Genomic DNA, 14,839 nt, shown 5'->3' on the forward strand with positions numbered 1-14,839 from the left:
GTACGCCGCGCCATCGGCAAACGGCGGGTAGCCTCGGGCGGGTGCGGATCGTCGCGTTCCTGGCCATCTCCGTCGTCGTGCTGACCGCCGTCCTGCTGGTTTCCGCGGTCCTGACCGGCGGTGCCCGACGCCGACGCCACGCCGCGCAGGCGTCCGCCCGCTGGGCGGTGCGTCACTACGCCATACCCGGGCGTGGGCACACCGTCGTCGGGGTCACCCTGACCGACGCGGACGGGCGGGTGCACGGTGAACACGTGGTCGCGCGAATCCCGGACGATGCTCCGGACTGGCAGCGCGACTTCGTCTCGGCCCGTCAGGAGGCTGAGGAACGCGCATTCCACCTCAACATCGACCGCCCGCCGATCGAGGGCTGACGGTGGGCGACGCGGCGGAAGCGGTGCTCGTCGGCCGGCCGGCTACCGTCCCTCGTCCCGCACATCGATGAGGGTGCTGCCGTCGCCGAGTTGCTCGCGAGTGATGATGCTCAGGCTGCCGTCCGTCTCCAGCACCACGGCGGCAAGGTCGTGCAGGTCGCCCGCGCCCTGGCTGCGGGCGGCCTGCCGGATCTCACTCTCCGCCACCCGGGTGGACCGCAACGTCTCGGTTCGTAGCCGTCCGTCCCGCAGCAGCATTGTGGGACGGGCCTTGAGCACCTTCTGCGACGGTGGCCAGCGGACGGCGAGCAGCGCGACCGCGTACTGCAACGCCACCAGCAGGATCAGCGCGAGGGTTCCCTCCACCAGCGACACGTCCCGTGACAGCAGGATCGTGGCCAGCGTCGAGCCCAGCGCGACCGTGATCACGAAGTCGAAGGCGTTCAGCTTGGACAACGTCCGCTTGCCGGAGACCCGCAGGATCACCACAAGTGCCGGGTAGATGATCGCCGCGATCACGAGCAGGCGTACCAGGTCGGCAGGGTTGTTCAGCACCATCGTTTTGACGTACCCGTAGCCGGGATCCGCAAAAGGCCGTGTCGATCAGGTCACCCTTCCAGGTGGCGGAGACGGTTGCTGACGTCGTGCACTCCCGGGGTACGCCAGGCGAGGGCGTGCGCCTCGGCGCTGAGCTCGGCCGTGCTCACCGTTCCCTCGAGCACCACCACCCGGTTCTGCACCTCGATGCAGATGCGCTCGTGACGCAGTCGCGAATCCTGCTGCATGCTCGTGAGCAACCGGCACGCCAGCCGGGTGTCCGCGGTGGTGGGCTCGGCGTAGAACAGCGGGGGCATGTCGTGGGGGAAGAACCAAGGGTGGGTCATGGCTGACTCCTTCAGGGGACGGGTCCGCTACGAATGCCCTACCCGGCGGCCACGGCGGACAACACGACGAACCGATGACGGTCTCTGCCCACGACTGTGACGGTCGGCGGCTCGACGTTTGCGGTCGGCGGTTTCGGGTAGCGGGTCAGCCAGGGCGGCCGACCACGGCTCTGCCGCACGACCGCCGGGAGGACATCATCGTGAGCCGCCGATCGCTTCGGGACGGCACCACGAGCGAGCGCGGGTGGACGAGGTGCCGGTGAAGCACCCGGCGCGGCGATGAGCCGGCCGACCGACGGTGAGCAGACGCCGGACGACGCGGTACTGCACGGCGTCGCCCGGCGGCTCGACAAGCCGATGGGCGCCCTTGGCGTGCTCTTCGTCCTGGTCGTTCTCGGGCAGGCCCTCGCCGGACATCCCACGCTGTCCACCGCCCTGACCGTGCTGGGCTGGGTGCTGTGGGCGGTGTTCGTGGCCGAATTCGTCCTGCGCGCCTGGCTGGCCCGCCATCACGCCCGCCGGTTCTGGCGACGCAACTGGTGGCAGATCATCTTCCTCGCCGTACCGTTTCTCCGCTTCGCCCGGGCCGCCTCCGCCCTGCGCGCCGCCCGGGCCGGTGGTGTCATCACCGCGGCCGTGCGCGGCTCGCGCTCCGCCGGCCGGTTGCTGACCGACCGGATCGCGTGGCTGGCGATCATCACGACGACGGTCGTCCTCAGCGTCGGCCAACTGCTCGTCGTCACCGGCTCCTACCGGTCGTACGGACCAGCACTGCACGACGTCGCCCTGACCACCATCACGGGTGAACCACTCGGCGCGGACGATCCGCTCGCCCAGGTCGTCGAACTGGTGCTCGCGATCTACTCGGTGGTCGTGTTCGGCACCCTGGCCGGTGCGTTCGGCGCCTTCTTCCTCAGCGCCGAGCGGGAGCGGAAGGCCACCGCGACGTGAGCCGGCCCCGTACGGCCGCCGCCCGGCTCGCCGAGATACGGCAGAGTTTCTGGCTCATCCCGGCACTCTTCGCGGCGAGTGCGGTCGTGCTGGCCATCGGCCTGTCCGTGCTGGAACTGCGGCTGCGGCTGCCGGTCGAGAGCATCCTGCCCAGCGGTCCCGCCGGTGCCCGGTCCCTGCTCTCGTCGATCATCACGGCGATGATCTCGTTCACGGCGCTGGTCTTCTCCATCACGGTCGTCGCGCTGCAACTGGCCAGTAGCCAGTACTCCCCGCGCGTGCTGCGGACGTTCCTGCAGGACCGGGTCATCCAGTCCACGCTCGGGACGTTCGTGGCGACATTCCTCTTCGCGATGGTGGTGCTCGCCGCGCTGCCGTCCCGGGACAGCGAGCGGCTGCCCGAACTCTCCCTCGCCGTGTCGATGTCGCTCGTCCTGGCCAGCACCGCGATGTTCATCTACTACCTGCACCACATCACCACGGTGATGCGGGTTTCGCACATCATCGTCGCCATCGGTGCGCAGACTCGCCGGACGATCGATCAGCATGTGCCAGATCACGGGGAGCCGGCCGAGGTGCTGGGCGAGGTGGTGCAGGTCGTGCCGGCCGCGGCGGCGGGCCTGGTCACCAGCGTCGACCTCGCCCTGCTCGCCCGGCTGGGGCGGGAACATGACTGCGCGATCACCGTCGTACCGGCACCGGGAGACTTCGTGGTCGCCGGGGCACAGTTGCTGCACTGCCACCGGCTGCCCAGCGGTGAACCGCGCCCACTGCCCGTCGAACGCGTCGCCAACTCGGTCACCATCGACGTCGAGCGCACACCGGGCCAGGACGTGGGGTTCGGTCTCCGCCAACTGGCGGACATCGCCACGCGCGCGCTGTCCCCCGCCTCCAACGACGTCACCACCGCCGTACGTGCTGTCCAGGAGGCGCACGACCTGCTCCGCCGGCTCGCGACCCGGCCCGACCCGGTCGGGATCGTACGCGACGACGACGGCACGGTGCGGGTCCTGGCGAACCGCCCCACCTACGACACCTACCTGGCGATGATCATCGACGAGCTGCGCAGTACCGCGGATGGGCAACCACGGATCAGCCGGCTGCTCGACGCGGTCGTCACCGACCTGGACTCCGTCGCGCTTCCTGCCCACCGGCCAGCGACCCGGCGGCGGTTGCCGACGAGTTGAGGAAACGGGCCCGAGGTTTCCGCAGGTCTGCTGCTCGTCGCACCGGCCATGGTCAGGCCGCTCGGACGAAGGGCGGCCCGGCATCTGCCAGGAATGCCCGCAGGCTCCGTGCGGGCCGTCCGGTCACCCGCTCGACCGAGTCGGTGACCTCCGCGAAGCTGCCCGCCCGTACGCGCTCGAAGGTCAGGGCGAAGAGTTCCCGCTCGAATCCGGTGGTCCCGGCCACGGCCTCGTCAATCGTGATCTCGTGGAGGGCAACGGTACGTCCTGCTGCGGCGGAGAGCAGCTCCGCGGTGCGCGGCAGTGCGAGCGACTCTGGGCCGGTGAGTTCGTACACCTGGCCGGCATGCCCCTCGTCCAGCAGCGCACGCTCGGCCACGGCGGCGATGTCCCAGGCGTCGATCCAGGCCAGGCTGGCACCGCCGCTGGAGAACGGCAGCTTGCCGTCGGCGACCTGATCGCGGTAGAAGCGCGGGTCGGTGAAGACCTGCATGAACCAGCTGGGCCGCAGGATCGTCCAGGCGTGCCCGCTGTCGCGCACCGCCCGCTCGGCGCGCGGTGCCCATCCGTCGACGCCCATGTAGTCGGCGTCCTGCTCGGACAGCAGGACGATCCGGGTGCGGACGGGCGTCTCGTCGAGCAGTGCGCCGATGAGGTCCGGCGCGTCCGCGCGATCGGGCCGGACGATGTACACGGCGTCCACGCCCTCGGTCGCCGCTTTCCACCCGGAGGGGGCGTCCCAGGAGAAGGCGGTCGGTTGAACGCTGTCCATGGCAACCGAGTCCGGGTTGCTGCTGCCGCCGAGCACGTCGACGTCATTGCGTTCGACAAGCAGCCTGGCCAGCGGTGATCCGGTCTTGCCACGGACTCCGGTGATCAGCACCCGGGGCGTGCCGGCCCCCACTGAGCTCGGACTCTTCACGTCGGACCGTTCCTTTGGTTGAGTCACTAAAGTTCCTTGACCCACTAAAGCAGCGTTACCTGAGCGAGTCAACTAATCTGAGCGCATGACCGAGGTGGCGGACGCCCTTGCCCGGCAGGTGTGGGACCTCGTCTTCGCCTACGACGCGGCCTATGACCGTGCGGCGCAGGTCGTGGGGCTCAGCGCCGCACAGGCGTGTCTGCTCGAACACCTTTCACCAGACAGCCGTCCGATGGGAGAGCTCGCTCTGGAGCTGCGGTGCGACGCCTCGAACGTCACCCAGCTCGTCTCTCGACTGGAGACCCGTGGTCTGGTGGCCCGGGTGGCCGATCCGGACGACCGGCGGATCAAGCGTGTGTTGATCACTCCGGCGGGAGCCGACGTGCGCCGCGCCGTCCGAGGGGCGTTCGGGTTCCCGTCCGAGCGGCTGGGGCTCCTCACCGACCAGGAGCAGCGCCAGCTCTACGGTCTGTTGAGGAAGATGTTGGGGCCGGCTTCGTAGGGCCGTGCCGGGCGGAGCACTCTCGAGTCGCGATCCGACCGGGAAACGGCTCGTCGTGATACGGCGGGGCAACAATGGGTGAGCTTCTATGTTAGCGCCACCATGGCTCCTGTCGTGCATGCTCGCGCGAGTTCGGCCCGGCGGGTCGGCGCAGGCTGCCGACAGGTGGTCGATGGAAGACGTGTCCAGGTTGCCGAAGGTCAAGTGTCGGATAATTCCGGAACGTCCATGCCTCGTGATGCCGGAACATTACGTCTTGACGAACGGCATGTTATCGCCCACAGTCGATGGGCAAGGACGGCGATGCCTACGGCTTACCGGGCAAGCCTGTTTCGCCGGGCCCGTGGACCAGGCGTGTGCGGGGACATGCGGACATCCATGTTAGCGCTAACAGAAGCGCCGCAGGTGCGGAGCGGTGTGCCCATCCTCGGGTGAACCGGTCGGCTCTCGGTAATTGAAGGAGGAACATGTCTGCCTTTGGTAGGTCTCCAGCTCTCCCACCGCCCTCGCGGCGACGTCGGTGGTTCTTGCGCGTCGCTGCGGCGGGCGTCACGGCGGTGGTCGCCGGTGGTGCCGCCGCGGTGGCGGTGTCGACACCGGCCGCCGCTGCGACGGTCGACACGAACGCGTGGTACGTGTTGATCAACCGCAACAGCGGCAAGGCCCTCGACGTGTACAACCTGGCCACGAACGACGGTGCGCGGATCACCCAGTGGTCGCGGAACAACGGCAACCAGCAGCAGTGGCAGTTTGTTGACTCGGGTGGTGGCTACTACCGGCTGAAGTCGCGGCTGTCCAACAAGGTGCTGGACGTCTACAACTGGTCGACCGCGAACGGCGCGAACATCGTGCAGTGGTCCGACCACAACGGGGCGAACCAGCAGTTCCGGTTGGCTGACTCCGACGGCGGCTACGTCCGGCTGATCAACCGGAACAGCAACAAGGTGGTGGAGGTGCAGGGCGCCTCGACCGCCGACGGCGGGAACATCGTGCAGTACGACGACTGGAACGGCGCGAACCAGCAGTGGCAGCTCGTCCGGGTCGACGGTGGCGGAAACCCGACGCCGACGACGCCGCCGCCGTCGGGTACGTGCAATCTGCCGTCGAGCTACCGGTGGTCGTCGACGGGTGCGCTGGCGCAGCCGCGGTCGGGTTGGGTGTCGTTGAAGGACTTCACGCACGCGCCGTACAACGGTCAGCACCTGGTCTACGGCACCACCCACGACACCGGCACGAGTTGGGGTTCGATGAACTTCGGGCTGTTCTCGAACTGGAACCAGATGGGTTCGGCCAGCCAGAACCAGATGCCGTTCGCGGCGGTCGCGCCGTCGTTGTTCTACTTCGCGCCGCGTAACGTCTGGGTGTTGGCGTATCAGTGGGGTGGGCCGGCGTTCTCGTACCGGACCTCGACGAATCCGACGAACGTGAACAGTTGGTCGGCGCACCAGACGCTGTTCACCGGGTCGATCTCGAACTCGGGTACGGGTCCGATCGATCAGGCGTTGATCGGTGACGACCAGAACATGTACCTGTTCTTCGCCGGCGACAACGGCCGCATCTACCGGGCCAGCATGCCGATCGGGAACTTCCCCGGCAGCTTCGGCTCGAACTACACCACGATCATGACCGACTCCACGAACAACCTGTTCGAAGGCGTCCAGGTCTACAAGCTCCAGGGCCAGCAGCGGTACCTGATGATCGTCGAGGCGATCGGCTCACAGGGCCGCTACTTCCGCTCCTTCACCGCCACCAGCCTGGGCGGCAGCTGGACCCCGCAGGCCACCAGTGAGAGCAACCCGTTCGCCGGCAAGGCCAACAGCGGCGCCACCTGGACCAACGACATCAGCCACGGCGAGTTGATCCGGACCAACGCCGACCAGACCATGACCATCGACCCCTGCAACCTGCAAATGCTCTACCAGGGCCGTTCACCCAACTCTGGCGGCGACTACGGCCTCCTGCCGTACCGCCCCGGCCTGCTCACCCTGCAACGCTGATCGACACGACAGAGATCCGGCGCCAACGATGCTTGATCGTCGCGGATGAGGGCGCTCGCCGAATCGGATGAGCGCCGGCACGCCCCGGGATCGATCGGGCGGAGCCGGAACGGGCGGGCTCGGTGCAGACCGGGCCCGCCCGGTCGGTCGGTGGAGGCCGTTTGTCGGGGCCGTGGCGGGGAAGTCCCGCGAGTGCGGCGGTCGTGCCGTCGCCGGCAGGAGGGGATGCCGACGATGACGAACCACCCGTCCATCGCACCGCCCCTGGGTGCCGTGGACGCTTCAGCACCCCTGACCCTCGGGGTGGAGGAGGAGTTCCTGCTGCTGGACCCGGCGACGGGGGAGAGCCTGCCGGTTGCCGACCGGGTGTTGACGGTCCTGCTCGGTACGGCCCGAAAGCAGAGCCGACAGGAGTTCCGGCACAGCATGGTGGAAATGGTCACGCCGGTCTGTGCCGACCTGGCCGACCTCCGGGCACACCTGATCACCCTGCGGCGTGCCGCGGCGGAAGCCGCGCGGTCCGCCGGAGCGCAGTTGGTCGCGGTGGGTGCCACTCCGGTTCACGAGTCGCACCGGTCGGTGCCGGATGAACCTCGCTACCACGCCATGTCCCGCCGCTTCGGTCCGGTGGCGCACGATCCAGCCGTATGCGGCTGCCACGTGCACGTTGGTCTGCCAGACCGGGAATTGGCGGTGCAGGTCTGCAACCACCTGCGGCCGTGGTTGCCGGTGGTGCAGGCGCTCACCGTCAACTCGCCGCTGCACGACGGCGCGGACACCGGTCACGCGAGCTGGCGTTCCATGCAGCTGGAGCGCTGGCCGAGCATCGGGCCCACCCCTTACTTCGCCTCGTTCGCCGACTACGAGGCGACGGTGGCGGAACTCGTCGACGCGGGCATCATGCTGGACGCGGCGATGGTCTACTGGTACGCCCGACCGTCGGCCAGCTATCCCACAGTGGAAATCCGGGTCGGTGACGTCTGCCCGGGGGTGGACGACACGGTGTTGGTCGCGGCCCTGGTGCGAGCGCTGGTCGCCACCATGGTCGACCAGGTGCGAGCCGGCATTCCGGCACCCCACCTGCGCAGCTGTCTGCTCGCGGCGGCCCACTGGCGCGCCGCGCATGACGGGTTGGACGGCTACCTTCTCGACCTGCATGGTGGCGGGGCGCGTCCGGCGTGGGATCTCGTGGAGGAGTTGTTCAGCACGGTGACGCCCGCACTGGTCCGGCACGGCGACCTGGCCTACGTGCTGGAGCAGTTGGCCCGGCTGCGCCGCGACGGCACCGGTGCGGCCCGGCAGCGGCGGGTCATCGCGCGTACCGGTGGGGACGTGCGGGCGGTCCTCGAACACCTCGCCGCCGAGACCACCGCCGGCTGAACCGGCACCCGGCACGCTCAGCGGACGTCGTGGATCTGGAGCCAGAGTTCGAGCAGGCCCAGCTGCCACAGCTTGTTGCTGCCGGCGGCGGCCTGCGCCTGGTCGGGGTCGGTGAACAGCATGTCCACGTACGCCTGCCGGAACAGCCCACGCTCGCGCGCTTCCGGCGCCCGCAGCGCCGCCACCACGAGGTCGCGGACCGGGCCGTCGACGTTGCGTAGCGCGGGCACCGGAAAGTAGCCCTTCGGCCGGTCGATCACCTCGGCGGGCAGCACCTCGCGGGCGACCTCCTTGAGCACGCCCTTGCCGCCCTGGGCGACCTTGTGCTGCGGCGGGCAGGCTGCCGCGAGGGCGACCAGATCCTGGTCGAGGAACGGGGTGCGTACCTCCAACCCCCACGCCATGCTCATGCTGTCCACCCGTTTGACCGGGTCGTCGGGCAGCATCAGGTGGGTGTCCAGGCGCAGCACCGCGTCCAGGGCGGTCTCCGCGCCCGGGGCGTTCAGCTCCGCGAACACCAGATCCCGGCTGGCGTCGACGTCGACGGCGTACGCCGGGCCGACCACCCGGATCAGCTCGGCGTGGTCCCGGTCGAAGAAGGCGGCGGTGAAGGTCCGCGCCGCCTCGGCGCGGGCTACCCGGGTCAGTGGCTGGTGATAGCCGTACCCGGCGAACACCTCGTCGGCGCCCTGCCCGGACTGGGCCACCTTCACGTGGGCGGCGACCTGCTCGGAGAGCAGGTGAAAGGCGACCACGTCGTGGCTGCCCATCGGCTCGGTCATCGCCTCGACCGTCCGGCGGACGGCCGGCACCAGGTCGTCGTTGGCGAGCTGGATGCGGACATGATCGGTGCCGTACGCGCGGGCGACCAGATCGGAGTAGTGGAACTCGTCGCCGGCCTCGCCGTGCCGGCTGTCGAAGCCGATGCTGAAGGTGCGCAGGTGATGCTGCCCGGCCTCGGCGAGCAGAGCCACGATGAGACTCGAGTCGAGACCGCCGGAGAGCAGCACGCCCACCGGCACGTCGGCGACGAGCCGTCGTCGTACGGCGGTGCGCAGCGCGTCGCCGATCGCGGCCCGCCAGTCCCGGTCGTCCCAGCCGGCGTGGACGGGATCCCGGACGTAGTCGGGTTGCCAGTAGCGGCGATCGCGGCTGCGTCCGTCGGCCTCGACGACCCGCACGGTCGCCGGGGGCAGCTTCCGGACACCGCGCAGGATGGTGCGGGGCGCGGGCACGATCGAATGCCACGACAGGTAGTGGTGCAGCGCCACCGGGTCCACGTCGGTGTCCACGTCGCCCGCCTTGAGCAGCGCCGGCAGGGTCGAGGCGAACCGCAGCCGGCCCGGCGTCTCGGCGAGGTAGAGGGGCTTGATGCCGAGTCGGTCCCGGGCCAGGACGAGGCGACGTCGGACGCGGTCGACCAGTCCCACGGCGAACATGCCGACCAGATGATCGACGAACTCCGCACCCCACTGTGCGTACGCCACGAGGATCACCTCGGTGTCACTTGTGGAGTGGAAGTCGTGCCCGGCGTCGCGCAACTCTTGGCGCAGTTCCGGGTAGTTGTAGATGCACCCGTTGAAGACCAGGGCGAGACCGAGATCCTCGCGCACCATGGGCTGACCGCCCGCGTCGGACAGGTCGATGACGGTCAGCCGGCGGTGCCCGAGGGCCACCCAGCCGTCGCTCCACAGGCCCTCGCCGTCCGGGCCCCGGGAGCGCATCGCCTCGGTCATCCGGGTCACCGCGGCGGCGTCGGGCGTGCCGCCGTCGAACCTCACCTCACCGCTGATGCCGCACATCACGTTCCGTCCCTCGCCCGCCATCAGGCGTCTCGGGATGGCCGGTCTGTCTCGACGGTAGGTGACGGATGTTCCCGGCGAGGACGGATCGCGCAAGGGCGGCGAAGGTCACCCGTCAGGCGGATCGGGGGTGGCGCCGACCAGCGCCACCCCCGACGCGCAGGTTGCTATCGGGCGGTGCAGGACAGGGTGGGTGTGCCGTTGGTGCCGTTCCAGGAGCCGTTGAATCCGAAGGTGGCGCTGCTGTTGGCGCTCAACGACCCGTTGTGGCCGACGTTCGAGGCGGTGACCGAGGAGCCGCTCGAAGTGATCGACGCGTTCCAGGAGTTGGTGATGCTCTGGCCGTTGGGCCAGGTCCAGTTCACCGTCCATCCGGAGATGGCGGCGTTGCCGGCGCGGACGGTGACCTCGCCGCCGAAGCCGCCGGGCCACTCGCTGGTCGTGCGGTAGGTGGCGGTGCAGGCACCGTTACCGGTCGGCGGGGGCGTGGTGGGCGGCGGGGTCGTGGGCGGGGGCGTGGTGGGCGGCGGGGTCGTCGGCGGCGGGGTGGTGGGCGGCGGGTTGCTGCCTCCACCGAAGGTCACGTCGCTGCAGATGTAGTACGGCTGGTCGAGGTGGGACGCCTGCCAGATCGTGTACACGACGTGCCGGCCGGTGCGGTTGCCCGCGTTGACCTGCGCCTCGTAGAGCCCGGTGGTGGGGTACGAGCCGGTGCGGAGCACCAGTTCCAGGCTGTTCCAGGTGAGGGGCTGGGTGGTCGGATCGAAGCCCTGCTTGGTGATGTAGATGAGCATGTAGTCGGCACCGTGCCGGGCACCGTCGGTAAGCGTCAGGGTGAAGTTGTTGGGCATCGGCTTGGCGGTCCAGGCACCGACCGTGTCGAGCGAGGCGTACAGTCCGCCCTGGGTACGGCCGCCGCTGCACAGTTGCCCGTCCGGGATGACGGCCTGGTGGTTGCCGCCGACGTTCTCGCGGAACAGGCCGTTCCAGTTCCACATGGTGTTCGGGTTGGCCTGGAAGGCCTGCCAGCACATCGGGTCGCTCTGGGCCATGGCCGGGTTGAGGTGGTCGTCACCCCAGCGCTCCCAGCAGCCGTAGTTGCGCGACGGCGGGTTCGTGACCGACCCGTGCGCCGAGGCCGGGCCGGGCTGATTGACCACGACCATGGTGAACGCGGCGACGAGGACGGAGGCCGCGCCGAGTCCTAGTCGACGTGCTGTTCGTGCGAGTTTCATTGATGCTCCAGTTGATCCGCCGACGCCGGTGTCACTCGCCGGGGTGCCCAACCCCGGGAGGTATGCGTCGATCGACATGACGATCTCAAGGGGCAGCGCGCGAACGCGCCGCCTGCGACGGCTTGGCGGCTCCCAACCGCGATAGTACCCATCGTATCTACCGATGTGAATCTTTTCCGGGAGGGGTCGGTGTTCGGGCACCCGGAGCCCGTCGCTGGGCGAGCTAACTACTCAGGGCGTCCTGGCAGGCCCGGGCGAGGCGTCGTTGGCGGGTCAACCGTCGCCACAACCCCAGCGGCGGCGGGAGGGTGGTGCGCGCCGGTGTCGCCGTCACGGCCAGGACGCCGTCGGCCAGCTCGCCCCGGGTCGTCCACGGGGTCCATCGCTCGAGATCGGGAACGGAGAAGTCGTGCCCCAGCAGTACCGCCGGGCCATCGGCAGGCTGCCGACCGGCGAAGCTCCGCACGCGGACCGCCTCGCTCACCTGGTCGTCGGGCCGGGTCACCGAGTCCACGTACAGCTGCCTGTCGTCGCGGGCGACCGCCAGCAACTCGCCGATCCCGTCCACCCGGGCACCGATCGTGGTGGCGGTGTCGACGTCCAGCACCACGATCAGCCGGGGCAGATACCACCAGTGCTCCCGGCGCAGCAGCGGTGAGTCGATAAGCGCCCTTGCTGGCGGGTGCTTGCGGAGCTCCTGGTCGAGCAACCGCTCCGCGAACAGCGCACCGTCGCGATCCTCGGTCAGCCGGGGCCGGCCGGTCACCGCGACCGGCCGCCAGCCCCGCCCGGTGAGCCGGTCGTCGGAGACGACAAGCGCCGCGACCGGTGCGGCGGCCAGCCGGCGGGCCAGGGTGGCCTCGGCATACGGGAACGCGACGGCGGGCCGGTCGTCGAGCAGCAGCGGCGTGACCGGCCGGGCCTGTGGTCGGCCGTCCGGGTCGATCCAGGCCAGCTCGCCGACCGTGGCGGCCTGGATCGCGCGGCGAACCTCTACACCCTCGTCCATGTGATCCGAGCCGTTCGGTTGACCTTGGAATGTGATCCCCGTTACATTACCGGCAGGTTTCGGGATCTGCACACGAGCGCCCGCCCCAGGGGCCGCAAGGAGGCAGCCGTATGCCCGCCATCGTCGTCGTCATCGCGGTCATGGCGATGTTCGCCCTCGGCTACCGGTACTACTCGCGTTACCTCGCCGACCGGGTGTACGGGTTGGACCCGACCTACGTCACCCCGGCGCACCGGTTCGCCGACGGAGTCGACTTCGTCCCCACGAACAAGCATGTACTCTTCGGCCACCACTTCACCTCGATCGCCGGAGCCGCCCCGATCGTCGGTCCGGCGATCGCGGTGTTCTGGGGGTGGGGCCCGGCGCTGGCCTGGGTGGTGCTCGGCACCATCTTCGCGGCCGGCGTACACGACTTCGGGGCGCTCGCGGTCTCGGTACGACACCGGGCGCGCAACATCGGCACCCTCGCCGCAGACGTGATCAGCAGACGGGCCCGTACGCTCTTCCTGCTGATCATCTTCTTCCTGCTCACCCTCGTGAACGCGGTCTTCGCGGTGGTGATCGGCAACCTGCTCGTGGCGTACCCGGGCGCGGTCATCCCGATCTTCGTGGAGATTCCCCTGGCCATCGCGATCGGCCAGTACATCTATCGCACCCGCAGCGCGGCGCTGGTGCCGTCACTCATCGGCGTGGTCGCGCTCTACTTCCTGATCTGGGTGGGCAACCTCTACCCCGTCGAGATCACCGGGCTGGCCGACGCGCTGGGCTTCGAGCGGACGCGCGACCTGTGGGTGGTCATCCTCTTCGTCTACGCGTTCATCGCCTCCCGGCTGCCCGTGTGGTTGCTGTTGCAGCCGCGCGACTACATCAACTCCCACCAGCTGTTCATCGCCATCGCGGTGATCTTCACCGGGGTGCTGGTCGGAATGGACCGGATCGTGGCGCCGATGTTCAACGACGTGCCGGCCGGCTCACCGAGCATCTTCCCGTTCCTGTTCATCACCGTGGCCTGCGGTGCGATATCCGGGTTCCACTCGCTGGTGGCCTCCGGGACCACCTCCAAACAGCTCGACAAGGAGACCGACGCCAGGTACGTGGGCTACGCCGGGGCGATCGGCGAGGGCAGCCTCGCTCTCGGCTCGATCATCGCGGTCACGGCCGGGGTAGCCGCCACGCGCGCCGAGTGGGAGGGGTTGTACGCCAGCTACGCCGAGGCCTCGGGCGGCGCCACCCGCAACTTCGTGAACGGCATTGCCAGCTTCGCCACCAACCTCGGCATCGAGTTCCAACTCGCGACCGTCTTCGCGGCAGTGGTGGTGATCTCGTTCGCGGCCACCACCATGGACACCGGCGTCCGGTTGCAGCGCTACATCGTGCAGGAGATCGCCGAGTTGGTCGGCTGGCGGCGGCTGTCCCGTCACCTGACCCTGGCCGGGCTGCTGGCGATCGCCGCACCACTGACCCTCGCCCTGCTGCCGGGCGGCGGGGACGCCGGCTACACCTTCGGGGTGCTGTGGCGACTCTTCGGCACCACCAACCAGCTCACCGCCGGGCTCGCCCTGGCCGTCATCGCGGTCTGGGTGCTGCGCCGTCGACGCAACCCGGTCGCGGTCATCGTGCCGCTGGTCTTCCTGCTGGTGATGACGACCTGGGCACTGATCGTGCAGCTGCGCGAGTTCGTGGTGGCCGACGAGTGGGTGCTGGCACCGCTGGACGCCATCATCTTCGTCCTCGCGCTCTGGCTGATCGTGGAGGCGGTGCTCGCCCTGCGTCGCGCCAGTGGCCAGCCCGCCGAGCCGGATTCCGGGCCCGGCCCGGACAGCGACGGTGCGGGTGCCGCCGACTCCGAGCCGGCCGATGAGTCGCCGCAGGCGGTGGGTGCCGAGTCAGCAGCCGGTGCCGGTGCCACCGACGATCGCCGCTGATGACCCGGCACCGGGTCCTGCTGATCCGACCGTGGGATGCGCCCGGGGCCGGATCCGGCTGCTGCACCGGCGCGGCCGACAGCTGCGTCGAGGGCCGGCACGAGGATTCCGCGTTGGCGCGGCAACGGGCCGACCAGCGGCCGTTGGGCGAGGTCTACCGGGTGGTACGGGCCGGTCTGCCGGCCGAGATCGCGGTGGAGATCGTCGACCCACGGAACACCCTGTTCCTGCTGCCGGCGATCGTGCGCGACGGTCGCCGGCACCGACGGCCCTGGCGGGCCCTGCTGCGAGACCTGGTCCGGGGTACCGGATACGCGGCGATCATCGTGGACGGTCGGGTGGTCAGCGAGTCCGGCCTACCCCCGGCGGAGCAGGCCCTGCACATCGTCCGGCGGGCGCTCGCCTCGTCGGCCGACCTCAGCTGCCGCAGCAGCCGCCGGTCCGGTCGCTGGCCGGCGTGTCGGTGCTGACCAGGTTGAGTGGTGTGGCGAGTAGGCCGCCGTTGATGCCGGTGGTGAGGCCCTTGCCGGTCTGCTCGGGTGCTGGGCCGCCGCGGTTGTCGGCGGTGGCTGAGTCGGTGGGGTTGCTGTTGCAGACGCCGGTTTCGGGTAGTTCGAGTTGTACGTCGTGGGCGGCCTGCCAGTCGCCGGCGAGGGCGGCGACGACGGATC

14 protein-coding genes and 1 pseudogene are annotated in these 14,839 nt (G+C 69.6%); 8 read left to right on the forward strand and 7 right to left on the reverse strand.

What is annotated here, in order from left to right:
- Positions 1–41 precede the first annotated feature (41 nt).
- On the forward strand, positions 42–374 hold the full coding sequence (locus KBX00_RS24765; protein WP_210830459.1) for a hypothetical protein: 333 nt from the start codon (positions 42–44) through the stop codon (positions 372–374).
- 42 nt (positions 375–416) lie between these two features.
- Here the strand turns inward: KBX00_RS24765 and KBX00_RS24770 are convergent, their stop codons facing one another.
- Entirely contained in the window at positions 417–932 is a 516-nt protein-coding gene (locus KBX00_RS24770) for a DUF421 domain-containing protein (protein WP_210830460.1), read from the reverse strand.
- A gap of 50 nt (positions 933–982) precedes the next feature.
- Positions 983–1,258, reverse strand: a complete 276-nt coding sequence (locus KBX00_RS24775; protein ID WP_210830461.1) for a BON domain-containing protein — start codon at positions 1,256–1,258, stop codon at positions 983–985.
- Between the two features lie 279 nt (positions 1,259–1,537).
- Here KBX00_RS24775 and KBX00_RS24780 point away from each other — a divergent pair, with 279 nt between their 5' ends.
- Together KBX00_RS24780 and KBX00_RS24785 are read left to right on the forward strand one after the other, a co-directional pair.
- Positions 1,538–2,209, forward strand: a complete 672-nt coding sequence (locus KBX00_RS24780; RefSeq protein WP_210830462.1) for a hypothetical protein — start codon at positions 1,538–1,540, stop codon at positions 2,207–2,209.
- Positions 2,206–3,396, forward strand: a complete 1,191-nt coding sequence (locus tag KBX00_RS24785; RefSeq protein ID WP_210830463.1) for a DUF2254 domain-containing protein — start codon at positions 2,206–2,208, stop codon at positions 3,394–3,396. The genes KBX00_RS24780 and KBX00_RS24785 overlap by 4 nt, the downstream gene beginning before the upstream one ends.
- A 52-nt stretch (positions 3,397–3,448) precedes the next feature.
- Here KBX00_RS24785 and KBX00_RS24790 read toward each other — a convergent pair whose 3' ends face one another.
- A complete protein-coding gene (locus KBX00_RS24790) occupies positions 3,449–4,318 on the reverse strand; it encodes an NAD(P)H-binding protein (RefSeq protein ID WP_210830464.1) in 870 nt (289 codons plus the stop codon).
- 85 nt (positions 4,319–4,403) lie between these two features.
- Here KBX00_RS24790 and KBX00_RS24795 point away from each other — a divergent pair, with 85 nt between their 5' ends.
- The 3 genes from KBX00_RS24795 (at position 4,404) to KBX00_RS24805 (ending at position 8,197) form a co-directional block, all read left to right on the forward strand.
- On the forward strand, positions 4,404–4,820 hold the full coding sequence (locus KBX00_RS24795; RefSeq protein ID WP_210830465.1) for a MarR family winged helix-turn-helix transcriptional regulator: 417 nt from the start codon (positions 4,404–4,406) through the stop codon (positions 4,818–4,820).
- A 467-nt stretch (positions 4,821–5,287) separates the two neighbouring features.
- The gene (locus tag KBX00_RS24800; RefSeq protein ID WP_210830466.1) at positions 5,288–6,817 is read left to right on the forward strand and encodes a non-reducing end alpha-L-arabinofuranosidase family hydrolase; all 1,530 of its coding nucleotides are present in this window, start codon (positions 5,288–5,290) and stop codon (positions 6,815–6,817) included.
- A 234-nt stretch (positions 6,818–7,051) separates the two neighbouring features.
- Positions 7,052–8,197 (forward strand): glutamate--cysteine ligase, encoded by a 1,146-nt coding sequence (locus KBX00_RS24805; RefSeq protein ID WP_210830467.1) that lies wholly within the window; start codon positions 7,052–7,054, stop codon positions 8,195–8,197.
- Positions 8,198–8,214: 17 nt separating this feature from the next.
- Here the strand turns inward: KBX00_RS24805 and KBX00_RS24810 are convergent, their stop codons facing one another.
- The 3 genes from KBX00_RS24810 to KBX00_RS24820 form a co-directional block, all read right to left on the reverse strand.
- On the reverse strand, positions 8,215–9,999 hold the full coding sequence (locus KBX00_RS24810) for an N-acetylglutaminylglutamine amidotransferase (protein ID WP_210830468.1): 1,785 nt from the start codon (positions 9,997–9,999) through the stop codon (positions 8,215–8,217).
- Between the two features lie 167 nt (positions 10,000–10,166).
- Positions 10,167–11,234: a lytic polysaccharide monooxygenase gene (locus tag KBX00_RS24815; RefSeq protein ID WP_210830469.1), complete on the reverse strand. Its 1,068-nt coding sequence runs from the start codon at positions 11,232–11,234 to the stop codon at positions 10,167–10,169.
- 223 nt (positions 11,235–11,457) lie between these two features.
- On the reverse strand, positions 11,458–12,243 hold the full coding sequence (locus KBX00_RS24820) for a pyridoxamine 5'-phosphate oxidase family protein (RefSeq protein ID WP_210830470.1): 786 nt from the start codon (positions 12,241–12,243) through the stop codon (positions 11,458–11,460).
- 110 nt (positions 12,244–12,353) lie between these two features.
- Between KBX00_RS24820 and KBX00_RS24825 the strand changes: the two genes are divergently transcribed.
- Complete coding sequence (locus KBX00_RS24825) at positions 12,354–14,168, forward strand: carbon starvation protein A (protein WP_210830471.1); 1,815 nt, start codon at positions 12,354–12,356, stop codon at positions 14,166–14,168.
- A complete protein-coding gene (locus KBX00_RS24830) occupies positions 14,168–14,638 on the forward strand; it encodes a hypothetical protein (protein WP_210830472.1) in 471 nt (156 codons plus the stop codon). Before KBX00_RS24825 ends, KBX00_RS24830 begins: the two co-directional genes overlap by 1 nt.
- Here the strand turns inward: KBX00_RS24830 and KBX00_RS24835 are convergent.
- Positions 14,586–14,839, reverse strand: a pseudogene (locus KBX00_RS24835) (flavoprotein); the annotation flags it as partial. The gene KBX00_RS24830 and the pseudogene KBX00_RS24835 overlap by 53 nt on opposite strands.

Origin of the sequence: Micromonospora sp. C95 (assembly GCF_018070465.1) — a bacterium.
Taxonomy (GTDB): domain Bacteria; phylum Actinomycetota; class Actinomycetes; order Mycobacteriales; family Micromonosporaceae; genus Micromonospora.